Origin of the sequence: Leucobacter muris, from assembly GCF_004028235.1 — a bacterium.
Taxonomy (GTDB): Bacteria; Actinomycetota; Actinomycetes; order Actinomycetales; family Microbacteriaceae; genus Leucobacter; species Leucobacter muris.
Genome location: NZ_CP035037.1, coordinates 1,164,543 through 1,188,592, shown reverse-complemented (window position 1 = coordinate 1,188,592; position 24,050 = coordinate 1,164,543). Strand labels below are relative to the sequence as shown.

Annotated in this window: 19 protein-coding genes; all 19 read right to left on the bottom strand. The window is 72.0% G+C overall.

The window, feature by feature from the left end; translation table 11 throughout:
• Window position 1: 1 nt before the first annotated feature.
• The gene (locus Leucomu_RS05555; RefSeq protein WP_128386590.1) at window positions 2–2,536 is read right to left on the bottom strand and encodes a glycoside hydrolase family 65 protein; all 2,535 of its coding nucleotides are present in this window, start codon (window positions 2,534–2,536) and stop codon (window positions 2–4) included.
• On the bottom strand, window positions 2,533–4,134 hold the full coding sequence (locus Leucomu_RS15820) for an HAD-IA family hydrolase (RefSeq protein WP_323368306.1): 1,602 nt from the start codon (window positions 4,132–4,134) through the stop codon (window positions 2,533–2,535). Before Leucomu_RS15820 ends, Leucomu_RS05555 begins: the two co-directional genes overlap by 4 nt.
• On the bottom strand, window positions 4,131–4,535 hold the full coding sequence (locus Leucomu_RS15465; RefSeq protein ID WP_267128470.1) for a carbohydrate ABC transporter permease: 405 nt from the start codon (window positions 4,533–4,535) through the stop codon (window positions 4,131–4,133). Before Leucomu_RS15465 ends, Leucomu_RS15820 begins: the two co-directional genes overlap by 4 nt.
• An 88-nt stretch (window positions 4,536–4,623) precedes the next feature.
• Window positions 4,624–5,487 carry a carbohydrate ABC transporter permease gene (locus tag Leucomu_RS15460; RefSeq protein WP_228407296.1) on the bottom strand — a complete coding sequence of 288 codons (864 nt, stop codon included), beginning with the start codon at window positions 5,485–5,487 and terminating at the stop codon, window positions 4,624–4,626.
• Window positions 5,488–5,499: 12 nt separating this feature from the next.
• Window positions 5,500–6,771, bottom strand: coding sequence for an ABC transporter substrate-binding protein (locus tag Leucomu_RS05535; RefSeq protein WP_128386589.1), 1,272 nt, complete (start codon window positions 6,769–6,771; stop codon window positions 5,500–5,502).
• 325 nt (window positions 6,772–7,096) lie between these two features.
• Window positions 7,097–7,936 (bottom strand): prepilin peptidase, encoded by an 840-nt coding sequence (locus Leucomu_RS05530; RefSeq protein ID WP_128386588.1) that lies wholly within the window; start codon window positions 7,934–7,936, stop codon window positions 7,097–7,099.
• Window positions 7,937–7,959: 23 nt separating this feature from the next.
• Window positions 7,960–8,871 (bottom strand): acetylglutamate kinase, encoded by a 912-nt coding sequence (gene argB / locus Leucomu_RS05525; protein ID WP_128386587.1) that lies wholly within the window; start codon window positions 8,869–8,871, stop codon window positions 7,960–7,962.
• Between the two features lie 109 nt (window positions 8,872–8,980).
• On the bottom strand, window positions 8,981–10,138 hold the full coding sequence (gene argJ / locus Leucomu_RS05520) for a bifunctional glutamate N-acetyltransferase/amino-acid acetyltransferase ArgJ (protein ID WP_128386586.1): 1,158 nt from the start codon (window positions 10,136–10,138) through the stop codon (window positions 8,981–8,983).
• Window positions 10,139–10,283: 145 nt separating this feature from the next.
• Window positions 10,284–11,306, bottom strand: a complete 1,023-nt coding sequence (gene argC / locus Leucomu_RS05515; RefSeq protein ID WP_267128468.1) for an N-acetyl-gamma-glutamyl-phosphate reductase — start codon at window positions 11,304–11,306, stop codon at window positions 10,284–10,286.
• 130 nt (window positions 11,307–11,436) lie between these two features.
• Window positions 11,437–12,213: an enoyl-CoA hydratase gene (locus tag Leucomu_RS05510; RefSeq protein ID WP_128386585.1), complete on the bottom strand. Its 777-nt coding sequence runs from the start codon at window positions 12,211–12,213 to the stop codon at window positions 11,437–11,439.
• Window positions 12,214–12,348: 135 nt separating this feature from the next.
• Window positions 12,349–13,542 (bottom strand): bifunctional 2-methylcitrate synthase/citrate synthase, encoded by a 1,194-nt coding sequence (locus Leucomu_RS05505; RefSeq protein ID WP_128386584.1) that lies wholly within the window; start codon window positions 13,540–13,542, stop codon window positions 12,349–12,351.
• Between the two features lie 90 nt (window positions 13,543–13,632).
• A complete protein-coding gene (prpB, locus tag Leucomu_RS05500; protein ID WP_128386583.1) occupies window positions 13,633–14,544 on the bottom strand; it encodes a methylisocitrate lyase in 912 nt (303 codons plus the stop codon).
• Window positions 14,544–16,082, bottom strand: a complete 1,539-nt coding sequence (locus Leucomu_RS05495; RefSeq protein WP_128386582.1) for an MmgE/PrpD family protein — start codon at window positions 16,080–16,082, stop codon at window positions 14,544–14,546. The genes prpB and Leucomu_RS05495 overlap by 1 nt, the downstream gene beginning before the upstream one ends.
• Window positions 16,079–16,732, bottom strand: coding sequence for a GntR family transcriptional regulator (locus tag Leucomu_RS05490; protein ID WP_017884774.1), 654 nt, complete (start codon window positions 16,730–16,732; stop codon window positions 16,079–16,081). Before Leucomu_RS05490 ends, Leucomu_RS05495 begins: the two co-directional genes overlap by 4 nt.
• A gap of 104 nt (window positions 16,733–16,836) precedes the next feature.
• Window positions 16,837–17,763, bottom strand: coding sequence for a VOC family protein (locus Leucomu_RS05485; RefSeq protein ID WP_128386580.1), 927 nt, complete (start codon window positions 17,761–17,763; stop codon window positions 16,837–16,839).
• Window positions 17,764–17,918: 155 nt separating this feature from the next.
• Window positions 17,919–18,329: a RidA family protein gene (locus tag Leucomu_RS05480; RefSeq protein ID WP_128386579.1), complete on the bottom strand. Its 411-nt coding sequence runs from the start codon at window positions 18,327–18,329 to the stop codon at window positions 17,919–17,921.
• Between the two features lie 249 nt (window positions 18,330–18,578).
• On the bottom strand, window positions 18,579–21,170 hold the full coding sequence (pheT, locus tag Leucomu_RS05475) for a phenylalanine--tRNA ligase subunit beta (RefSeq protein WP_128386578.1): 2,592 nt from the start codon (window positions 21,168–21,170) through the stop codon (window positions 18,579–18,581).
• Window positions 21,170–22,258 (bottom strand): phenylalanine--tRNA ligase subunit alpha, encoded by a 1,089-nt coding sequence (gene pheS, locus Leucomu_RS05470; RefSeq protein ID WP_128386577.1) that lies wholly within the window; start codon window positions 22,256–22,258, stop codon window positions 21,170–21,172. Before pheS ends, pheT begins: the two co-directional genes overlap by 1 nt.
• Complete coding sequence (locus Leucomu_RS05465; RefSeq protein WP_128386576.1) at window positions 22,245–24,050, bottom strand: 5-oxoprolinase subunit B/C family protein; 1,806 nt, start codon at window positions 24,048–24,050, stop codon at window positions 22,245–22,247. Before Leucomu_RS05465 ends, pheS begins: the two co-directional genes overlap by 14 nt.

Below are 24,050 nucleotides of genomic sequence, written 5' to 3'. Positions count from 1 at the left end.
CTCAGATCTCGGAGTACTCGCGCGTCGGGATCTCGGTGGTGACCGTGGGCACGTCGGGGTAGAGCGGCGGCAGGGTGCCCGTGTCGCCCTCCCTCGGCAGCATCCCGGCCGAAAGGCCGCGGAACGGACCGAGGTTCGGGCCCTGATCCGCGAGAAGCACCTCGCGCCGCTGCCCCGGCTCGACGTCGAAGCGCTCGCCCCGCACGCTCACCGAGACGGGGGTGTCGCCCTCGACCATCTCGAAGGCGATGCTGCGCCGGCGCAGCTCCACCGCGATGCGGCGCCCCCGCCAGACCAGTTTGAAGCGCAGGGAGTCCCAGTGACCCGGCAGCCTGGGGTCGAAGCTCAGCTGGCGCCCGGCCGCGTCGCGCAGCCCCGCGAAGCCCTGCACGAGCGTCATCCAGACGCCGCCGGTCGAGGCGATGTGCACACCGTCGGCCGAGTTGCGGTGCAGGTTGTCGAGATCGACGCGCAGCGCGTGCTCGAAGTAGCGGTACGCGAGCTCGGGGTAGCCGACCTCGGCCGCGATGATCGACTGCACGACGGCCGAGAGCGTCGAGTCGCCCGTGGTGAGCGCGTCGTAGTATTCGAAGTCGTTGCGCTTCTCCTCGCGGGTGAACTCCTCGCTCGCGAGCAGCAGCGCCAGCACCACGTCGGCCTGCTTGAGCACCTGGAAGCGGTAGATCACGAGCGGGTGGAAGTGCAGCAGCAGCGGCTTCTGCTCGGGCGGGGTCGCGGCGAGGTCCCAGACCTCGCGGTCGAGGAAGTGCGCATCCTGCGGGTGGATGCCCATCTCCTCCGAGTAGGGCACGTTCATCGCGTCGGCCGCCTCCTCCCACGCCACGACCTCGTCGGGGTCGAGGCGCAGGCGGTCCAGCAGCTCGGCGTACACCTCGGGGGCCTCCTGCTCGAGCCGGCGCACCATGTGCGCCGCGACTCGCAGATTGAAGCGCGCCATCACGTTGGTGAAGAGGTTGTCGTTGACCACGGTGGTGTACTCGTCGGGGCCGGTCACACCGTGGATGTGGAAGCGCCTCACCCCGTCGCGGTCGGTGCGCCAGAACCCCAGGCTGCGCCAGAGCCGCGCCGTCTCGACGGGGACGTCGCACGCTCCCGACAGCAGGTACTCGAGGTCGCCCGTCGCGAAGACGTAGCGGGCCAGCGCGTATGTGACGTCGGCGTTGATGTGGTAAGCGGCGGTGCCGGCCGCGTAGTAGGCGCTCGCCTCCTCGCCGTTGATGGTGCGCCAGGGGAACAGCGCACCGTCCTCGTTCAGCGTCACCGCCCGGCGCCTCGCCTGCTCCAGCATCCGCTCGCGGGCGCGCAGCGCGTTGCGGGCCCACAGCGGGGTGGTGTACGTCAGGAACGGCAGCACGTAGATCTCGGAGTCCCAGAAGTAGTGGCCGCTGTACCCGGAACCGGTGAGGCCCTTGGCGGCGATGCCGCGCCCGTCGGCGCGGGCTGATGCCTGGGCGAGCTGGAACAGGTTCCAGCGGATCGCCTGCTGCACGCCGGGCTCGGCCTCGACCTGCACGTCGCTGCGCTCCCAGAACTCGGCCAGGAAGTCCCGCTGCCGCTCCCAGCGCAGCTCGGGCGGCTCGGCCGCGACCTTCGCGAGCGTGTGCACGCAGCGGTCGAGCAGCTCCTCCGGACCGGCCGTCGCCGAGGAGTGGTAGGCCGCGGTCTTGACGAGGCGAACCGTGCGCCCCTGTCTGGCGGTGCCCTGGAACAGGTGCCGCACGCGGTCCGAGGAGGTTTCGACGCGGGTCTGCCACTCGTTCTCGTCGCCGCCGTCGAAATCGTGGTCGACTCCCACGCCCATGGTCATGCCGGAGTCGTGCACGCGGTAGCTCAGCACGCTGCGGCCGCCCTCGTGGCGCGCGGGCCCCGGATCGAGGATGCGCTCGGTCAGCTGCTCGCTCTTGCGGGGGTCCGCCATGCCGGTCGCGGCCCGCTCGGTGTGCACGCGCCGCAGATCCTGGCGATTGACGACGAGGCTCGACAGGGTGAGATCGGCGTCGGCGTCGAGCACCGTGACGCGCATCTCGAGCGTCGCCAGGTGCCGCGACGTGAACGACACCATGCGCCGCGTCTCCACCCGCACCCGCTTGCCCGTCGGGGTGAGCCACAGCAGCGTGCGGGTGAGCGTGCCGGCGCGCAGGTCGAGGATGCGCTGCACATCGAGGATCTCTGACGACTCGAGGTTGAGCCGCTCGTCGTCGACGTAGATGCGGATCGTCTTCATGTCGGGCACGTTGACGATCGTCTGCCCGTGCTCCGCGAAGCCGTAGGCGTTCTCGGCGTGGCGGATGCGCCAGGTTTCGTGCAGGCCGTTGATGAAGGTGCCGTGGCTGCCGAGCGGCAGGCCCTCCTCGTGGTTGCCGCGCAGGCCGAGGTAGCCGTTCGCGAGCGAGAACAGCGTCTCGTCCTGCCCCGCGAGTTCGGGATCGATGCCGCGCACCACGAGGCGCCAGGGATCCTCGCCGAAGTCGCGGTGCAGGTTCTCGACCGGGATGTCGAAGAGTTCGGGGTTCATCGTGCAAGCTCCTCCAGATCCGTGACCACGGTGTCGGCTCCCGCCGCCGTGAGCGTTGCTCCCCCGGCGCCGCGATCGACGCCCACCACCAGGCCGAATCCGCCCGCGCGCGCCGCGGCGACGCCCGAAGCGGCGTCTTCGAACACGGCGGTGCGCTCGGGGGCCGCGCCGAGCAGCTCGGCGCCCCTCAGGAAGGTGTCGGGCGCCGGCTTGCCGGGCAGTCCCTCCCGCTCGGCGACGACGCCGTCCACCACGGCGGCGAAGCGATCCCGCAGCCCCGCGGCCCGCAGCACGGCCTCCGCGTTGCGCGAGCTCGAGACCACCGCGAGGGGGCGCTCCAGCTCGGCGAGACGGTCGAGCAGCAGCAGCGATCCCGGGTAGGGGTCGATGCCGTCGCGCTGCAGCACCTCGGTGAAGGCGCCGTTCTTGCGGTTGCCGACGCCGATCACGCTCTCGTAGCCGTCGTCGCCGGGTTCGCCCTGCGGCAGGGAGATGCCGCGAGCGCGCAGCAGCGCGGCCACCCCCTCGAACCGGGGCCGACCGTCGAGCGACTCGTAGTAGTCGCTCTCGCGGTACGGAGCCTCCCCCAGGGCGGCGAACAGGCGGTCGAAGGTCTCGGCCCACGCCCGCATGTGCAGGTCGACGGTCGGTGTGATCACCCCGTCCAGGTCGAACAGGTAGGCGTCGTAGCGGTCGATCAAACGGTGTGCCCTTCCGGAAGCTACTTCTGCGACCCCCGCCAGCAGTGCTTGTACGAAGTATCGCTGGAACGCGAAAAACACTATCAGCGGAACCAGCATGGAGAGGAACGCCCCGGCTGAGAGCACGTCGATGTTCGCACCGAATTGACGCAGCTGTGACTGGATCGCAACAGTGAGCGGCTGCGAGTCGGTGTTCGTGAAGATCAGCGCCACCAGCATGTCGTTCCAGGTCCAGAGGAACTGGAAGATGGCGAGCGAGGCGATCGCGGGCAGCGCGAGGGGCATCATGATCTGGAAGAAGATCCTCCAGTCCCTCGCACCGTCGATGCGGGCCGCCTCGAGCATCTCCTCCGGCACCTGGATGAAGAAGTTGCGCAGCAGGAAGATCGCGAACGGCAGGCCGAATGCCGTGTGGAACAGGATCACCCCCAGCACGCTGCCGAAGATGCCGAGCGATCCGAAGAGGCGCGCGAGCGGGATCAGCGCCACCTGCAGCGGCACCGCGAGCAGCACGATCACGGCGATGAACAGCCAGTCGCGGCCCGGGAAGTGCAGCCACGCGAACGCGTAGGCGGCGAACGCGCCGAGCACGACGACGAGCACCGTCGTCGGCACCGCGATGACGATCGTGTTCCAGAACGACCCGGTGATCACGGGGTTCGACAGCAGGTTGGCGTAGTTCTCGATCGTGAGCTCGGCCGGCTTCGTCAGCACCGTCCACCAGCCGCTCGAGGCGTTGTCGCCCGCGCTGCGGAACGAGGTGAGCAGCAGGCCGATCGTGGGCACGAGCCAGAAGACGGCGACGATCAGCAGGATCGCGTTGACGAGCCCTCGGCTCGCGATCCGGGCGATGCGCCGGCCGGCCGTCGGCTTGCCCGGGGCGGATGCCACGCTCATCGGCTCCTCTCCTCTCGGAATCTGCGGACGTTGATGATCATCGAGGGCAGCACGAGCACGAGCAGCAGGATCGCGAGCGCCGACCCCAGACCCTGGTTGCTGCCACCGCCGAACGAGACCGTCCACATCTCCACCGCGATCACGTTCGCCGCGGGTTTCGAGGCGCCCGGCGGGATCACGTAGACGAGATCGAAGATCTTCAGCACGTTGATGATGAGCGTGACGAACACCACCACCAGCACGGGCGCGAGCAGGGGGGCCGTGATGCGGGTGAAGACCTGCCACTCGCTCGCACCGTCGGTGCGGGCGGCCTCCTGCAGCGAGCGGTCCATGGCCGAGAGCCCCGAGGCGATCATCACCATCGCGAAGCCCGCCCAGATCCAGACGTAGGCGAGGATCACGACCACGTTGATGAAGGTCGAGCTGAGCCACGAGACGCCCTGCGCCCCCTCGTCGAAGTTCGCCGCGGGCAGGGCCACGCGGTAGCTCTCACCCGCGGCGAGGCCCTCGATCGTGTAGACGCCGCCGGCCCCCGTCGTCGCGTAGCCGCGGATCGAGCCGTCCTCCGCCACGGCGTCGACCCGCACCCCCTCGAGGCCCTTCTTGCCCATCCTCGATCGCCCCCTCGGAGCCGCCTCCGCCCCGGATCACGTCGAGGAACACGGTGCCCGATATCTCGGTGCCGCCCGGCGCGGGCGCCTCGCGGGCGTCGGCGGCGTCCTCGGGCAGCGAGCTCTGCCGGATCCCGGTGAGCGGGAAGTCCTGCACCGATCCCGCGGCGACCGCCTCGCTCGTCGCGATGATCCCGCCCTCGGCCTCGATCCCGAGCCCCTCGCGCGGTTTCGCCCCCGGATAGCTCGACTGCTCGCCGAAGATGCTCTGCACGCTCACGATCGCGGCGTTCACCACGCCGAGCTGGGGGCTCTCCTGGAACATGCCCCGGAAGATGACGCCGGCGGCGAGCATCGAGATCGCCATCGGCATGAACACGATGAGCCGGAACGCCGTCTTCCAGCCCAGCTTGTCGACGAGCACCGCGAAGATGAGTCCGATGACCGTGACCGTCACCGGGGCGACGATCACCCACATGAGGTTGTTGCGGATCGCCGTGAAGGTGGTGTCGTTCGTGAACATGGTGACGTAGTTCTGCCACCCCACGAACGAGGCGCCGCTCTTGTCGAAGAAGGAGCGCACCACCGTGTACACGATCGGGTACACGACGAGCGCCCCGAGCACGAGCAGGCCGGGGCCGAGGAACGAGGCCACGACCAGCCAGCGCCGTGCTCGGCCGCGACCGCGGACGCTCCGTCCGCGGTCGCGGATCTGCACCGGCACCGTGAGCGTGCGGCTCATGGCTGCCGTCGCCTACTGGTAGGCCTTGACGGCCGCGTCCTCGAGACGCTGCGCCGTGCCGTCGATGTCGCTCGGATCCTGGTAGAAGGAGATCATCTCCTGCCAGAAGCCCTGACCCGGCGTGCCCCCGAAGGCGCTCGGGGTGAGGTCCGACATGTCGAAGCGCAGCTCCTCGGCCCCCGTCAGGGCCTCGGCGATCTGCCGCGAGACGTCGTCGGGGTAGAGCGAGGTGTCGACCGAGCCGTTGGGTGACGTCAGGCCACCGTTCGGCACCCAGATCTCGGCCGCCTCGGGCGACGCGAGGAACTCCATGAGCGCCGTCGTGGCCTCGTCGTCGTCGAACTGCACCGCGACGTCGCCGCCGCCCACCACCGAGGACGCCGAGCCGTTCACCGACGGGAAGTCGTAGAACAGCGCGTTCTCACCCACCGTCGAGTTGCCGTCGGCAGCGATGTTGCCGGCCACGAAGTCGCCCTCGAACACGGTGCCCGCCTGCGGGTCCGAACCGAAGACCTCGGTCACGCTCGTCGGGAAGTCGCGCTGGTCGCCGCCCGGCTGCACGAGATCGCTGCCCCACAGCTCGGCCAGCACCCCGAGCGCCTCCTTCACGGATTCGTCGGTCCACGGGATCTCGTGGTCGGTGAGCTGGTCGTACTTCTCGGCCCCAGCGGTGCGCAGGTACACGTTCTCGAACCAGTCGGTCAGCGGCCAGCCGACGTCGGCCCCGATCGAGATCCCCGCGTACCCGGCGTCGCTCACAAGGCCGAGCTGGGTCATGAAGTCGTCCCAGTCCTCGGGCTCGGCGGCGCCCGCCTCGTCGTAGATGTCGGCGTTGTACCAGACGGTCGACTTGTTCGCGCCCTTGAACCACACGCCGTAGAGCTCGCCGTCGACGCTGCCGAGGTCGATCCAGTCCTGCGCGTAGTGCTCTTCGACCGCCGAGCGCACGCCGTCGCCGACGGGCACGATGTCGCCGTTCTGCGCGAGCGACTGCATGAGGGCAGGCTGGCCCAGCACGGCGACGTTCGGCGGGGTGCCGCCCTCGAGCTGCCCCTGGATGTACGTGGGGCCGTTGTCGCCGAAGCTCGTGTAGTTCACCTTCGCGCCCGTGCGCGAGCTGAACTCGGCGAGCACGGCCTCGAAGTTCTCCTGCTCGGCGCCCGACCAGGCCGCCACGACGTTGAGAGTCTCACCCGAGAACTCGCCGCCTCCGCCCCCGGCGCCGCCCCCGCCCGATCCGCAGCCCGTCAGCGCGAGCGCCGCGGCCGACAGGCCCGCCGCCACTGCGAGGAGGCGCCGCCGAGAACGCCGTCCACCACTCGTTGAGAAACGCATCGTATACATGAAGCACTCCGTCCAGCAGGGTTGTTCGCCGGGATCCGGAACGGATCCCGGCGAGGTCGAGCCCGTCTGCTTCGGGTTTGCGAAGCAGCACTGCTCCGCTGCCAGGCTAATCTCCCCCGCGCTCCCGCGGGGACCCCCTTGCGAACGGCCGCTGGATCGTTATAAGGGGTTTCTCGGAGCCGCGCAGCAGATCGCTCGGTCGTTTCCCTCGAACAGCTGGGACCGGGCACGCGCCCGATCCGATTCGGCTTGCCGGACGCCGCCCTCACGCTCCGTACGTCAGGCCGAGGCACGCCTCCGAGATCCGCGCTCCCCACACCAGGCCGGCCCAGGCGCCGAGCAGCATGCACGGGCCGAACGGGAAGGCGCGCGTGCGCGAGGCACGACGCAGCGCGACGAGCACCAGCCCCGCCGCGGCGCCCAGCGCGAAGCCGCTGAGCACCCCCACCAGCAGCGCGCCCGCCCCCGCAAACCCCAGCGCGGCGCCGATCAGCGGCGCCAGCTTGAGATCGCCGCCGCCCAGGCCGCCGCGCGCCGCGAGGGCGAGCCACAGATAGACGGCGAAGACGACCGCGGAGCCCCCGAGCGTCGCCGCCAGGCGCCCCCAGTCGCCGCCGAGCACGCTCGAGACGGTCAGCAACGCGACGACCGCGACGAGGCTCGGCAGCACGATCCGGTCGGGCAGCCGGCGATGCTCGAGGTCGATGAGCACGAGCGCGATCCCCGCCCCCGCGAACCAGAGGTACGCCGCGAGCCCCAGCCACCATGCGACCGCGTGCGCCGGCGGGCCGAGCATCGCGGTCGCCCGCCAAGCACCCGCGACGACGCCCGACTCGGCCGCCGGCCCGCCGGCCGACCCGGAGCCCGGCCCGACCGCATCGGCCGAGGCGTACCACGCCGCGACGAGCGCGAAGACGACCGCCGTCACCCCCATCAGCGGGGCGCTCGCTCCGATCGACCCGCGGCGGCCGAGCCTCAGCGGCTCGCCCCGCGGCACCCGCCGCACGATCGCGGCGAGCGGTGAGCCGACGAACAGCCCGAGCACCGCCGAGCCGACGATGAGCCAGGCCGTGAGCAGCACGGCCGCCTGGGAGCCGGGCGCCACGCGGGGTCAGCCGCCCGCCGCGGCTACGGCGTGACCTCGGTGCCGATGCCGCGCTCGGTGAAGATCTCGAGCAGCACCGAGTGCGGCTCCCGACCATCGATGATCGCGGCCTTCGGCGCCCCGCCGCGCACGGCGTCGAGGCAGGCGCGCATCTTCGGGATCATGCCGGACTCGAGGCTCGGCAGCAGCCGTTCGAGATCGGTCGCCGAGATGCTCGACACGAGCGAGTCGAGGTCGGGCCAGTTCGAGTACAGGCCGGCCACGTCGGTGAGGATCACGAGCTTCTCGGCGCCGAGCGCCGCCGCGAGCGCCGCCGCGAGCGCCGCCGCCGCGTCGGCGTTGATGTTCAGGGAATCGCCCGGACGGTCGGCGTCGGGCGCGATCGACGAGACCACCGGGATCAGGCCCGCCTCGAGCAGCGCCAGCACCGGCTCGGGGCGCACGTCGATCACATCGCCCACGAGCCCCAGATCCATGAGCTCGCCATCGACCTCGACCGGCGGGCGGCGGCGGCCGATGAACAGGCCCGCGTCCTCGCCCGTCGTGCCGGCCGCGAGCGGTCCGTGCGCGTTGATCTCGTCGACCAGCTCGGGGTTCACCTTGCCGGTGAGCACCATGCGCACGACATCCATCGCCTCGGGCGTCGTGACGCGGTACCCGCCTTTGAACTCGCTCTCGATGCCGAGCCGCGCGAGCATCGCGTTGATCTGCGGCCCGCCGCCGTGCACGACCACCGGCAGGATGCCGGTGTGCCGCAGGTACACCACGTCTTCGGCGAACGCCGCGAGCAGCGAGTCGTCGATCATCGCGTTGCCGCCGAACTTGATCACCATGATCCTGCCGCGGAACTTCTTGAGCCACGGCAGCGACTCGATGAGCACCTGCGCCTTGGCGGCCGCCTGCTCGTGGTCGAGGGTCTTCGTGGTGGTGGTCATGGGTTCCGTTCTTTCGTCATCCTGAGGCGGCGGAGCGACTCGCGGCGCGCGGGCCGGAGCCGGACGGCGCCCCCGCGCCCCGACGCCGCCGAGGGTGCGGAGGCCGCGATCACGAGGAGTACGCCGAGTTCTCGTGCACGTAGTCGTGCGTCAGGTCGTTGGTGCGGATGGTGGCGGTGTGGTCGCCCGCGAAGAGTTCGATCTCGACGCGGGTGCGGCGCGGTGCGAGGTCGCACTCCTCGACGGGGCGATCGGGGCCGCCCGCATGGCAGAGGCGCACGCCGTTGAAGCTGACGTCGACCTGGTAGGGGTCGAAGGCCGCGTCGGTGGTGCCGATCGCGGCGAGCACGCGGCCCCAGTTCGGGTCGTTGCCGAAGATGGCGGCCTTGAAGAGGTTGTTGCGCGCGACTGAGCGGCCCACCTCGACGGCATCGGCTGGGCTTGCGGCCCCGCGCACCTCGATGTCGATGTCGTGGCTCGCGCCCTCCGCGTCGGCCTGCAGCTGCGCTGCGAGGCTGTCGCAGACGGCGGCGAGCGCGTCGGAGAACGCCTCCTCGTCGGGCGAGACGCCCGACGCTCCGCTCGCGAGCAGCGTCACCTGGTCGTTCGTCGACATGCAGCCGTCGCTGTCGAGCCGGTCGAAGCTCGTCGCGGTCGCGCGGCGCAGCGCGCGGTCCAGCGCCTCCCCGTCGAGCAGCGCATCGGTGGTGATCACCACGAGCATGGTCGCGAGGCCCGGCGCGAGCATGCCCGCCCCCTTCGCCATCGCCCCGATGGTCCAGCCGTCGCCCGTGTGCACCACGGTCTTCTCGACGGAGTCGGTGGTGAGGATCGCCGCGGGGGCGGTCGTGTCGTCTGCGGCGAGCGCGGCCGCGAGCGTCGGCACGTTGTGCACGATCTTGTCGCGGAAGGCCTGGTCTCCTGTGCCGATGAGCCCGGTCGAGCAGACGAGTATCCGCTCGGCGTCGGGCTCGCCGATGGCGGCGGCGACCGCCTCGGCCGTGAGCCGGGTCGTCTCGTAGCCGAAGTCGCCCGTGAAGCAGTTGGCGCCGCCCGAGTTGAGGATCACCGCGCGCGCCTGGCCGTTCTGCGCGACCTTGCGGCTCCACAGGATCGGGTTGGCCTGCGCCCGGTTGCTCGTGAACACGACGGCCGAGGCACGCTCGGGGCCGTCATTCACGACGAGGGCGAGGTCGGGTTTGCCCGTGCTCTTGAGGCCGACGGCGATGCCGGCCGACCTGAATCCCTGGGGTGCGGTGACGCTCATGCCTGCTCCTTCTTCTGCGCTGCCGTGGCGCGGCTGGCGGCCGCGGTCTCGATCCGGGTCGCGATCTCGATCTCGCCGAAAGGCGGATTTCGCACGTGCTCCGCACGCGGAGCACGCGAAATCCGCCATTCGAGGGCCGGGCCCGTCACGGGGCCACGCCGTTCACCGACAGACCCGTGGTCTCGGGGATGCCGAGGGCGATGTTGGCCGACTGGATCGCGGCGCCCGCGGTGCCCTTGGCGAGGTTGTCGAGGGCCGCCGCCACCACGACGCGGCCCGCCGCCTCGTCGATCGCGACCCCCATCAGACACGTGTTGGCGCCGAGCGTGTCGGCGGTGCGCGGGAAGACCCCCTCGGGCAGCAGCTGCACGAAGGGTTCCGCGGTGTAGGCGTCCTCCCAGGCGCTGCGCACCTGCTGCGCGGTGACGCCGGGCGCGAGCCGCGCCGTGGAGGTCGCGAGGATGCCCCGGCTCATCGGCACGAGCACGGGCGTGAAGCTGATGCTGGGCTCGGTGACGGCGCCCGCCCCGCGCAGCGCCTGCCGGATCTCGGGGATGTGCCGGTGCGTGCCCCCCACCGCGTAGGGGTTCGCGCTGCCCATGAGCTCGGCGCCGAGCAGGTGGGTCTTCGCGGCCTTGCCTGCACCGCTCGGCCCCACGGCGAGCACGCTCACGATGTCGCGCGGCTCGATCACCCCCGCCGCGATACCGGGGGCGAGCGACAGCGCCACGGTCGACGCGTTGCAGCCCGGCGCCGCGATCCGCGTCGCCCCGGCCAGGCACTCCCGCTGCCGGGTCCAGACGGGTGCGCCGTCGGCGGCGCGCTCGGCCACGATGAGCTCGGGCACCCCGTACGCCCACGCTCCGTGGTGCTCGCCCCCGTAGAAGGCCGCCCAGTCGGCGGCGTCGGTGAGGCGGTGGTCTGCGCCGCAGTCGATCGCGAGGCGCACGTTCCCGAGCCGAGCCGTGAGCTCGCCCGAGGCACCGTGCGGCAGCGCGAAGAACACGACGTCGTGGCCGTCGAGCACCTCGGGCAACGTGGGCTGCAGCACCAGGTGCGCGAGCGAGCGCAGGTGCGGCTGCGACTCGCTGAGGGGCCGGCCGGCGCTCGAGTGCCCCGTGACGGTGCGGATCTCGAACTCCGGGTGCCCCGCGAGCAGGCGCAGCAGCTCTCCCCCGGCCTACCCGCTCGCTCCGGCCACCGCCACTGAATAGGTCATCTCGCGCCCTCCATCGTCACCCGTCTATTCTGGCACCTCGCGGGCCGGTCGCGGGCGCCGACCCCCGCGGCACCGGGCCTCAGCGGTGGGTGAACTCGGGCGGGCGCTTCTCGGCGAAGGCCCGCATGCCCTCCGCCTGATCCTCGGTCGCGAAGGCCGCGGCGAACGCCTGCCGTTCGAAGCGCAGCCCCTCCGACAGCGGGGTCTCCTGCGCCACCTGCAGCGCCTCCTTCGCGGCGTACACCGCGGGCAGCGACTTCGACGCGATCGTCTCGGCGGTCTGCGCGGCCTCGGCGAGCAGCTCGGCCGCCGGCACCACCCGCGAGACGAGCCCCGACCGCTCCGCCTCCTCGGCATCCATCATGCGGCCCGTGAGCACCATCTCGGCGGCCTTGTACTTGCCGATCGCTCGCGGCAGGCGCTGCGAACCGCCGAAGCCGGGCAGGATCCCGAGGTTGATCTCGGGCTGGCCGAACTTCGCGGTGTCTGCCGCGATGATGATGTCGCACATCATCGCGAGTTCGCAGCCGCCGCCCAGCGCGAAGCCCGACACCGCGGCGATCAGCGGCGTGCGCATGCGTTCGAAGCCGCCCCACCCCGGGAACGGCCCGCCGAGGTACATGTCGGAGTACCCCAGCTCGGCCATCTCCTTGATGTCTGCGCCCGCGGCGAAGGCCTTCTCAGAGCCCGTGATCACGATCGCGCCGATCCCGGAGTCGGCGTCGAAGGCGAGCGCCGCCCCGATGAGCTCGCGCACCAGCGTCGAGTTCAGCGCGTTGAGGGCCTCGGGTCGGTGCAGGGTGATCGTCGCGACGCGCCCCTGCGTCTCGGTTCTGATGCAGCTGTACTCGGTCATCGTCGCTCCTCGTTCTGCGGGTGGGATGCGCGGCCCGGAGCGGATCCCGATCCGGGCGCACACCCCACGCTACCGCGCGGGCGCTCCTCCGCGCTCGGCCCGCCTCGCCGGAGGGACCGGGCGCGCAGCGATCCGCTACTCCGCCTCCGTCTCGCGCTCCGCGGCGGCGAGCTGCTCATCGGTGGGCTCGTACCCCTCGACGTGGCGCTCGGCCGGACCGTTGTAGGCCGACAGGGGGCGGATCAGCGCGTTCGAGGCCGCCTGCTCCATGATGTGCGCCGTCCAGCCGGTGACGCGCGAGGCGATGAACAGGGGCGTGAAGGTGAGCGTGTCGAAGCCCATGAGGTCGTACGCGGGGCCCGACGGGTAGTCGAGGTTCGGGTAGATGCCCTTGCGCGACACGAACTCGCGCTCGAGCGCCTCGTAGAGTTCGCCCACCTCGGGTCGGCCGTAGTGATCGATGAGTGCGTCGAGCGCCGCTTTCATGGTGGGCACGCGCGAGTCGCCCTTCTTGTAGACGCGGTGCCCGAAGCCCATGATCTTGCGCTTCTCGGCGAGCGCCCGATCGAGCCACGGCACGACGTTCGAGGCGTCGCCGATCTCGTCCATGATGTGCAGCACCGCCTCGTTCGCCCCGCCGTGCAGCGGGCCCTTGAGCGCACCGATCGCAGCGACCACCGCCGAGTAGAGGTCGGAGAGCGTCGACGTGACGACGCGCGCCGTGAACGTCGACGCGTTGAACGAGTGCTCGGCGTACAGCGTCATCGAGCGGTTGAACGCGTCGACCACCGTGTCGTGCGGCTCGGCTCCGAAGGTCATCCACAGGAAGTTGGCGGCGTAGTCGAGGGCGTCGCGGGGCTCCACGATCTCCTCGCCGCGGCGGCGGCGCTGCCCGTACGCGACGATGGCGGGCAGCGCCGCGTAGAGCCGGATCGAGCGCTCCAGGTTCTGCTCGGGCGTGCCCGAGGCGTCGAGCACCGACGCGGAGCCCGCCGTGTCGGATGCGCCGATCACGCTCACCGCCGTGCGCACCTCGTCCATCGGGTGGGCCTCGAGCGGCAGCAGGTCGATCGCCGCCCGCACCTCGCGCGGCAGGGCGCGGTGGCGGCGTTCGCGGGCCCGCAGCTCGGCCAGCTGCCGCTCGTCGGGCAGTTCGCCGTTCCAGAGCAGGTACGCGACGGCTTCGAACGGCTGCGTCGCGGCGAGCTCCTGCACCGGGTAGCCGCGGTAGAGCAGGCTGTTCGTCTCGGGGTTGACCTTCGAGACGGCGGTGACGTCGGCCACCACTCCCGCGAGGCCCTTCTTGATCTCGGCGTCCGTTTCGGCCATCTTCGGCCCCTTCCCTCGTCGTGCTGCGCGCAGTCGCAGGATCTCACGTCTTGATCGATCGATCCAGCGGGTGCGCCCCGCGGTGGCCCGTCAGCGCTCCACGCTGAAGTTGAAGACGCTCGTGTCGAAGCGGTCGTACCCCGCGTAGTCGACGAGCTCGTAGAGGTCGGCGCGGTGCTGCATCTCGTCGAGCTTCGAGGTGAGATGCCCGTGCTCGTTCAGCGTGTCGAGCGCCCGCGCGGTCGCCCCCATTGCGATCCGCAGCATCGACACGGGCCAGATCACGATGTTGACGCCGATGTCGGCGAGCTGCTGCGCCGAGAAGAGGTCGCTCTTGCCGAACTCCGTCATGTTGGCGAGGATCGGCACGTCGATCGCGCGGCGCACCGCCTCGAACTCCTCGAGGGTGCGCATCGCCTCGGGGAAGATCGCGTCGGCGCCGGCGTCGACGAGGGCCTTCGCCCGGTCGATCGCGGCGTCGAGACCGGCCCGCCCGTCGGCGGTGGCGCGGATGTCGGTGCGGGCCATGATGAGGAAGCCGGGGTCGCGACGGGCGTCGACGGCGGCCCGGATGCGCTTCGCCGCCGTGGCCTCGTCGACCACCGACTTGTTGTCGAGGTGCCCGCACCGCTTCGGGTTGACCTGGTCTTCGATGTGCATGCCGGCGAGACCTGAGTCTTCGAGCGTCTGGACGGTGCGCGCCACGTTCATCGGCTCGCCGAATCCGGTGTCGGCGTCGACGATCGCAGGCAGCTCGGTCATGCGGGCGATCTGCTGGGCGCGCCCCGCGACCTCGGTGAGGGTGGTGAGGCCGATGTCGGGCAGCCCGAGGTCGGCCGAGAGCACGGCTCCCGAGATGTAGACGCCGTCGAAGCCCTTGCGCTCGATGAGGCGGGCCGACAGCGGGTTGAAGGCCCCCGGGAAGCGCAACAGCTCGCCGCTCGCGAGCCGCTCGCGGAACAGGCGGCGCTTCTCGGCCGGGGTGGTGTTCGCGTACAGCATCAGAACAGTCCCTTCGGCGCCGCGGCGAGGTCGATCACGCCGGCCCTCGCGACGATGCCCAGCTCGCGCACCTCGTCGGCGGTGAGCTCGGGCAGGCGCTGCACGAGCTCGAGGAAGCGCTCGATCTCGGTCTCGTCGAGCACCGGCCCGGCGAGGGTGCGGAACTTGGCGATGTAGTTCCCGCGCTCGAAGGGGCGCGCGCCGAGCGGGTGCGCGTCGGCCACGGCGATCTCGTCGATCAGCGAGGTGCCGTCTGCGAACTCGATCTCGACACGGCCGCCGAACGCCTTCTCATGGGGGTCCTCGGAGTGGTAGCGCCGGGTCCACTCGGGGTCTTCGGCCGTGGTGATCTTGTGCCACAGCTCGACGGTGTCGGGGCGGCTCGCCCGCCCGGGAGCGTAGGAGTCGACGTGGTGCCAGCCCCCGTCCTGCAGCGCGACGGCGAAGATGTACGGGATGGAATGGTCGAGCGTCTCGCGGCTCGCGGCGGGGTCGTACTTCTGCGGGTCGTTCGCGCCCGAGCCGATCACGTAGTGGGTGTGGTGGCTCGTGTGCAGCACGATGGACGCGATGCCCGCGGGGTCGGCGAGTTCGGGGCGCTCGCGTCGCAGCTTGCGGGCCAGGTCGATCCAGGCCTGCGCCTGGTACTCGGCCGAGTGCTCCTTGGTGTAGCTGTCGAGGATCGCCCGCTTGGGCTCGCCCGGCGCGGGCAGCGGCACGTCGTACGCGGCGTCCGGGCCGTCGAGCATCCACGCGATCACACCGTCCTCGCCCTCGTAGATCGGGCTCGGGGAGGTCTGGCCGCGCATGGCGCGGTCGACGGCCTCGACGGCCATCTTGCCCGCGAAGGCGGGGGCGTGCGCCTTCCAGGTGGAGATCTCGCCTTTGCGGCTCTGGCGCGTGGCGGTGGTGGTGTGCAGGCCCTGGGCGACGGCCTGGGAGATGGTCTCGGCGTCGAGGCCGAGCAGCGCGCCGATGCCGGCCGCCGCCGAGGGCCCGAGGTGGGCGACGTGGTCGATCTTGTGCCGGTGCAGGCAGATGGCCCGCACGAGATCCATCTGGATCTCGTAGCCGGTGGCGATGCCGCGCACGAGCGCTCGGCCATCGGCGCCGGTGTGCTGCGCGACCGCGAGGATCGGCGGGATGTTGTCGCCCGGATGCGAGTACTCGGCCGCGAGGAAGGTGTCGTGGTAGTCGAGCTCGCGCACGGCGACGCCGTTCGCCCAGGCGGCCCACTCGGGGCTCGTCTTCGCGGCGCCCCCGCCGGTCGCGGCCAGACCGAAGATCGCGGCTCCGGATCCCCCGGTCGAGACGGGGTGCGACAGGGCCTGGGCTCGCGCCGCGACGATGGGCGCGCGGTTCAGCGACGCCGCCGCGACGGCGGCGTTGTCGATGATGCGGTTGATGATCATGTCGACCACCCGGGGTTCGACCTCGACCGGATCGGTCGAGACCTGCGCGATCTTCCAGGCGAGCTGCTGCTCGCGGGGCAGCTGCTCTTCGCTCGTGTGGACGCGGACGTGGTGGGTGACGGTCATTGCGGTCCTTCCGGAGAGGGCGCGTCGATCGAGTTCAGGATCGAGCTGAGGGCGTTGTGGAGGTGCACGTGAGTGGAGTGCGCGGCGAGCTCGGCGTCGCCCGCGGAGATGGCCCGGGCGATGAGCGCGTGCTCGGAGACGGATACGGCGAGCCGGCGCCGGTTGTCGCGCGCCAGTCGGCGGGCTCGGGCGAGGTGGGTGCGCACGGTGCGCAGCGCGCTCACGAGGTGGGTGTTGGCCACCGCCGCGTCGATTTCGGCGTCGAAGCGCGCGATGAGCGCGTAGTAGTCGTCAGCGGCGACCTCGCCCGACTCGGGGTGCGCGCGCTCGAAGTCGTCGGCGAGCTGCGCGAACGTGCCGGGTTCGCCGCGCTGGGCGGCGAGCCTCGCCGCGGTCTCCTCGAGCGCGCGCCGCGCCTCGAAGAGCTCGCGGATGTCGGCGGCGTCGAATCCCGCGACCACCAGCACACGCGGCGACTGCTGCCGCACGAGCCCGTCGGCGGAGAGGCGGCCGATCGCCTCGCGCATGGGGGTGCGGCTCACACCGAGCCGCTCGGCCTGCTCGACCTCGCCGATCACCGTTCCCGGCGGCAGCTCCCCGCTCTGGATGTCTTCCAGCAGCGCGGCGTATGCCCGGTCGCTCGCTCGCACTCGACCTCCCCGTTCACCCCGAGCGTATACATAACTGGCTTCCATGGCAAGAACGAGAGGAATACGCCCGAGTTGCGTATACGTTCGGGTCGAGCGCGCCCGATTCAGAAATCGGCGATGACCAGCTTCTTCATGCCCATCATGTGCTCGTAGGCGTCGGGGCGCTGCATCAGCTCGGCCATGTCGGCGGGCACGATCTGCCAGCTCACCCCGAAGCGGTCGGCGAGCCAACCGCACTGCTCGGCCTCGGGCACCGCCGAGAGCGCTTCCCAGAGCCGGTCGATCTCGGCCTGGTCGGTGCACTGCACTTCGAGCGACACCCCGCAGCCGAATTCGAACTGCTGTTCCACTCCCGAGTCCATCACCGCGAACCACTGCCCGCCCACGCGGAACTCGCCGTACATGAGCGCATCGGCCGTGGCCGGGCCGGTCGGTGCACCGTAGGGGAACCGCCCGCCCGCGGCCGCGTCGTCGAACACCGAGGTGTAGAAGTCGATGGCCTCGGAGGCCCGGTTCTGCGCCGCACCGCTGAACATGAGCGAGGGCACGATGAACGGCCTCGGCTCGCCGGACGGGTCGGTGAGCATGAGCTGCCAGCTCACTCCGAACCGATCCTGCACCCAGCCGTAGTGCGCGCTGAACGGGTACTCGCCCAGGGGCATGAGCTCGCGCCCGCCCTCGGACAACGCGCCCCACAGCCGGTCGAGCCGGGTCCGGGCCGCCGCCTCGTCGCCGTCGAACATGAGCGGGTCGAAGTTCACCATGAACGAGATCGACGGGTTCGGTGCGAACTCGTCGCCGGCGTTGATGAGCGTGAGCCGGGTCGAATCGGTGCCCCGAGGCTCGGGAATCTCGACCGCCACCGTGAGCGGCTCGCCCGCGAACTGCTGCTGGAAGTCGAGCAGACCGGTGTCGGGATAGCGCGCTTCGACCGTGGAGCGCGCGCCGGGGAACGCCTCGGCGTAGAAGGCGCCCGCCTGCTCGGCGTTGCGATCGCACCAGATGTTGGGGATGATCTTCTGAGCTGACATGACCGCCTCCTCGGGGTGTTGCTCTCAGTATCCCCGCAACCACCGACGCTGACAACGGGTCGCGAGCGGGATCGCGACCGGCGCCCCTGCCTCGGCCGGGGCTCGTCGGCCGGACTCGACGACCCAGACCCGGCGCGCGGTGCCCCGCCCCGCGGTCAGTCGAGCACGGCGGTCGCCTCGATCTCGACGAGCACGTGCGGCTCGAAGAGCGCGGCCACGCCGATCAGCGTCGACGGAGGCATGGGCTGCGGGATCCCGAGCTCGTCGGCCACCTCGGCGATTCCGGCGAGGAAGTCGTCGTGCTTCTCGGTGCGCCAGTCGGTGAGGTAGAACCGCAGCCGCACCACGTCGGTGAAGCGCGCGCCGGCGCCGGCGAGGCCCGCCGCGACGTTGCGCAGCGCCTGCGCCACCTGACCGGGCAGATCACCCGGCGCCACGGGTCCACCGCTCGAGGTCGCCGAGACCTGCCCGGCCACGCACACCGTGCGGCTGCCCGTGCCGACCGCCACGTGCCTGAACGGCACCTCCTGCGCCAGCCCCTCCGGGCTGAACAGTTCAACGCTCACGCTCTCATTCCCTCCGACTCGGATCTCCAGGTCGCGCACCCGGCCCCTCGCCGCGTCCGCATCCCAGTCGTATCCGGCCATCGCGACGAACCGCAAGCGCGGCGCTCGAGACGTGCGTCGACGGTCAAGAGCCGAGCGCGCGCCTGCGCATCGCGGTCCCGCCCGCAGCCCCGCCGGTCCCCTGAGAACGCGAACGGCTCCGAACCGCCGGGGTTCGGAGCCGTTCGTGCGACGCGAGAGCCCGGAGTCCTACTCGCGCAGCTTGGCGCCGAAGGCCAGCTCGGCGGCGGCCACGCCCGCGAGCTTCGCCTCGCTGGCCTCCTCGGCCTTGAGCGTGCGGTCGGCGGCGCGGAAGCGCAGCGCGAACGTGATGGCCTTCTGCCCCGGCTCGATACCGGTGCCCCGGTAGTCGTCGACCACCCGCGCCTGCTCGAGCAGCCCGCCGGCGCCCGCCACGACCACGGCGAGCACGTCGCCCGCGGGCACGTCGTCGGCGACGACCAGCGTGAGATCCTGCGTGGCGGCGGGGTAGGTCGAGAGGGGCGCGGGGTCGGGCGCACGAGGAGCGAGCTCGATGATGCGCTCGAGGTCGAGCTCGAACGCCGCGGCACGGCCCGGCAGATGGTGTTCGGCGACGAGCTCGGGCAGCAGTTCGCCGGCGACGCCCACCACCTCGAGGCCGCCCTCGTCGCCATCGGTGTCGTCGGCCACGCGGATCGCGAGCTCGGCGGTGCGGCCCGGATGGAAGGCGCGGTGGGAGCCCTGCGAGACCACGAGCTCGGCCGAGACCGCGGCTGCGACCGTGCGGGCCGCGTCGAGCGCGTCGGCCCAGTCGTAGGCGCGCGCCGATTCGCCGGGCTGCTTCGCGACGGCGTCGCCGAGCAGCAGGCCGGCCGCGCGGCGCGGCTGGTCCGGGATCGAGGCGTTCAGCTCGGCCAGCATCTCGGCGGAGGGCCGCTCGGCGAGCGGCGGCACCGCCTCGGTGCCCGTCGCTGCCGCGGAGGGGGCGAACACCGCCCCGAACTCGACGAGGGCGAGGTCGGTGACGCCGCGCGAGACGTTGCGCTGCGCTGCGGTCACGAGGCCGGGCAGCAGCGAGCGGCGCAGGAAGGGCGCCTCGCCGTCGAGCGGGTTCGCGAGGCGCACGGCGTCGACCGGCGCGTCGGCATCGGCGTCGCCGGGCTCGCTCCCGGCGCCGAAGCGCTGCAGCTGGGCCCGCGAGACGAACGGGTAGCTCTGCACCTCGTCGAGGCCGGCGGCGGTCACGACGTTCGCGGCGCGGCGGCGCAGCCGCTGCTCGCGGGTGAGGCCGCGGCCTGCCGGGGCGACCGGCAGCTGCGACGGGATGCGGTCGTAGCCGACGATCCGCGCGACCTCCTCGATCAGGTCGGCTGGACGGGTGAGATCCGAGCGCCAGCTCGGCGGGGTCACGAAGAGCAGGTCGGGCTCGCCCGCCGTGCCGAGCGAGATCGTGCAGCCGATCATCTCGATCGCGCCGCGGATCTCGTCGTCGGTGTAGTCGGTGCCGAGCAGGCCGTTCACGCTCGACATCCGCAGGCGCACGACGGGCGCCTCCCAGGGGGCGACGACGTCGCTGCCGAGCTCGTCGGCGGTGCCGCCGGCGAGCTCGACGAGCAGGTCGACCATGCGCTGGGCCGCGGCCCGCGCCACGAGCGGATCGACGCCGCGCTCGAAGCGCCTGGACGCCTCGCTCGGGAGCTTGTGGCGGCGCGAGGAGCGCGCGATCGAGACGGGGTCGCAGGTCGCGGCCTCGACGAGCACGTCGGTGGTGCGCTCGTCGGCCTTGGTCGACTCGCCGCCCATGACGCCGGCGAGGCCGATCGCGCCGGACTCGTCGGCGATCACCAGGTCTTCGGGGTGCAGCGAGCGCTGCTGGCCGTCGAGTGTGACGAGGGTCTCCCCCGCCCGCGCGCGGCGCACGGTGATGCCGCCCTGCAGCTTGGCGAGGTCGTAGGCGTGCAGGGGGTTGCCGAGCTCGAGCATCACGTAGTTCGAGATGTCGACCTCGAGCGAGAGCGAGCGGATGCCGGCGAGCTGCAGGCGCGCCACCATCCAGGCCGGGGTGGGCCGCGACTGGTCGATGCCGCGCACGACGCGGGTCACGAAGCCGGTCGCTCCCGCGCGCCCGCGGATGGGCGCGTCGTCGGCGAGGGTGACGGGGAAGCCCGAGACGGCGGCGGGCTCGCTCGCGAGCGCCGGATCCGAGAAGGCCGCGCCGGTGGCGTGCGCGTACTCGCGGGCGACGCCGCGGATCGAGAACGCGTAGCCGCGATCCGGCGTCACGTTGATCTCGACCGCGGTCTGATCGATGCCGAGCAGCGCCTTCGCGTCGGCGCCGGGAACGAGCGTCGCGGGGTCGAAGCCGAGTCGGGAGAGCACGATGATGCCGTCGTGGTCGTCGCCGAGCGACAGCTCGCGCGCCGACGCGATCATGCCGTCGGAGACGTGGCCGTAGGTCTTGCGGGCGGCGATCTCGAAGCCGCCGGGTAGCACGGCGCCGGGCAGGGTCACCACGACCTTGTCGCCGGCCTCGAAGTTGTGGGCGCCGCAGACGATGCCGCGCACGTCTTCGCCGCCGTCGGCCGCGCGCTGCCCCTCGGGAGCGACGCGCACCCGGCACCAGTTGACGGTCTTGCCGTTGGAGTGCTCCTCGGGCTCGCGCGAGAGCACCTCGCCCACGACCACGGGGCCGGTGACGTCGAAGCGGCGGATCGACTCCTCCTCGAAGCCCACGCGCACGAGGTCGGCGTGCACCTGCTCGGGGGTGACGTCGTCGGGCAGCGAGACGAACTCGCCGAGCCAGCTGAGTGGAACGCGCATTAGACCAGTCCTCCGAACTGACGGTTGAAGCGAACGTCGCCCTCGACCATGTCTCGCATGTCGTTGAGGTCGTTGCGGAACTGCAGGGTGCGCTCGATGCCCATGCCGAATGCGAAGCCCTGGTACTCGTCGGGGTCGATGCCTGCCGCGAGCAGCACGTTGGGGTCGACCATTCCGCAGCCGCCCCACTCGACCCAGCGGGCGCCGCCCTTGGCGTTCGGCTGCCACACGTCCATCTCGGCGGAGGGCTCCGTGAAGGGGAAGAAGTTGGGTCGCAGGCGGATCTTCGCCTCGTCGCCGAACATCTGCCTGGCGAAGTGCTCGAGCGTGCCGCGCAGGTGGGCCATGGTGAGGCCCCGGTCGATCGCGAGGCCCTCGATCTGCTGGAACACGGGGGTGTGCGTGGCGTCGAGCTCGTCGGTGCGGTAGACGCGCCCCGGGGCGACCACGTAGACGGGCAGCTCGCGCTCGAGCAGTGCGCGGATCTGCACCGGTGAGGTGTGGGTGCGCAGCAGCAGATGGCGGTCGGCGGGCTCGACGAAGAAGGTGTCCTGCATGGCCCGGGCGGGGTGATCGGGATCGAAGCCGAGCGCGTCGAAGTTGAACCACTCGTGCTCGATCTCGGGGCCCTCCGCGATCTCCCAGCCCATGCCGATGAAGATGTCGGAGGCCTCGTCCTGCAGCTGGGCGAGGGGGTGGCGGGTGCCCGCGGCGCGGCGCACGGGCGCGGCGGTCACGTCGACGGTCTCGGCGACGAGGCGCGCGGCGGCCTCCTGCTCGGCGAGCTCGGCCTCGCGGCCCTGGTAGGCGCCCTCGATGCGGCCTCGCGCCTGGCCCATGAGCTTGCCGGTGGCCGCCTTCTCGTCCTTCGGCACCTGGCGCATGAGGGCGTTGAGCTTCGCGATCGCCGAGGCCTCGCCGGAGTGCTCGGTGCGGGCGGCCTTCAGCTCGGCGACGGAGCCGGCCGCGGCGAAGGCGGCGAGGGCCGCTTCGACGGCGGCGTCGGCCGCCTGCTGGGTGATCGGGTTGGACGGCTGCGGCTGCTGGGCCTCGCCCGCCCCTGCGGGGTTCGTTTCACTCGCTGACACGAGGCATCATTCTACCGGTTCGGCGGGCGGCCTTCCCCACCAGCTCGACCAGCAGCTCGGCGAGCTTCGCACGGTCGCCCGCCGCGGTCAGCCGGTCGAACGCGGCCGCGAGGTCTCCGGGCACCGTGATGCGGTGTCGGCGACCGTCGATCTCGATCGTGAAGGCGACGGTCTCGGGCACCGGGGCGTCGAAGCCGAGGGGCTCGCCGGGGTCGTCGGGGTCGACCGGTTCGAAGCGCAGCTCGGCGCCGGGCGGCACCTGGGCTGCGCGGTCGAGGTCGGCGTCGATGACGGTGCCGATGACGGGGTAGCCGCCGGTGACGGGGTGGTCGGCCAGGAAGAGCACGGGCAGGCCGTTCGGCGGCACCTGCACGGATCCGCGGATCACCCCCTCGGTGGCGAGCTCGCCGGTGCGGCTGCGGGCGAGCGGATCGCCGTCGAGCCTGAGACCGATGCGGTTGGACCGCGGGGTGACCCGCCAGGTCCGCTCGGCGAAGGCGGTGCGGGCCTCGGGGGTGAACCAGTCGTCGCGCGGGCCGGGCACGAAGCGCAGCACCGCCCGGCGCGCGACCGGCGGCTGCGCCGGGGCGGCGTGCTCGGGGTCCGCGGGCCGCTGCGGTGGCGGCCCGACGGCGAGGTGCGCGCCGGCCGCGAGAGGCGGTGCGCCGAGCCCGGAGAGGCTGTCGTGGGCGGCGCTGCCGAGCACGCCGCGCCGATCCTCGATGCCGCCGCCCACGGCGACGTAGCAGCGCAGCCCCCGTCGGGGGGCGCCGAGGCGCAGCGTCTCGCCCGCCGCCAGTTCGATGGCGCTCCCGGTTCGCGGGGAACGCACCGCGCCTGCTCCGGCCGGCTCGACCCTGATCTCGGCGTCGGCGCCCGTCACCGCGACGCGCAGCGCACTGCGGGCCCGCAGTGCGAGGCCGCCGTTCAGGTTCTCGAGGCCCGGGGCCTGCGGCGGGTTGCCGACCGCCAGGTTGGCCCGGCGCAGCGCGTCGCGGTCGAGCGCTCCCGACTCGGTGACTCCGAGCGCGGCGTGCCCGGGGCGCCCCGCGTCCTGCACGAGGGTGAGCATGCCCGGGTCGAGCACCGTGAGCGCGGGTTCGGACGGCCGCGGATCGCGCCGCGGCGCGCCCGTCCGAACGACCGGCGCGAGCACCACGGCCTCCCGCACCGCCCGGAACCGGACCGTGTCGCCCGGGGCGACGCGGGCCGGGCGATCCCGGGTTTCGTCCCACATGCGCTCCCCCGTGCGCCCGATCAGCCGCCAGCCGCCGGGCGACTCCCCCGGGTACACCGCCGAGAAGCCCGCGGCGAGCGCGACGGCTCCCGCGGGCACAGCCGCCCGCGGCGAGTCGAGTCGGGGCACCCCGAGGCGCGCGTCGCCGCCGGCGAGGTAGGCGAAGCCCGGCGCGAAGCCGCCGAACGCCGCCCGCCACGGCGTGCCCGTGTGGGCGGCGATCACACCGTCGCGCCCGAGGCCGGTCAGCTCGCCCACCGCGGCGAGGTCGTCGCCGTCGTAGACCACGTCGATCGTCACCTCCGCGCCGGCCGCCGCCCGCGCCGCGAGCGGCTCGTCGAGACCGGCCACCGCCTCGGCGACGCCGCGCACGGCCGCGCGGTCGGCGCACACCACGAGCACGGTGCGGGCCGCGGGCACGACGTCGACCACCCCCGCCAGGCCGAGCTCGCGCAGCCGCGCGGCGACCCCGAGCACCCGGTCGAGATCGGGCAGGTCGATGATGCACGCGCGGTCGCCGACCGGCCGCATCGGGAACGCGCCGACGCCGGGCAT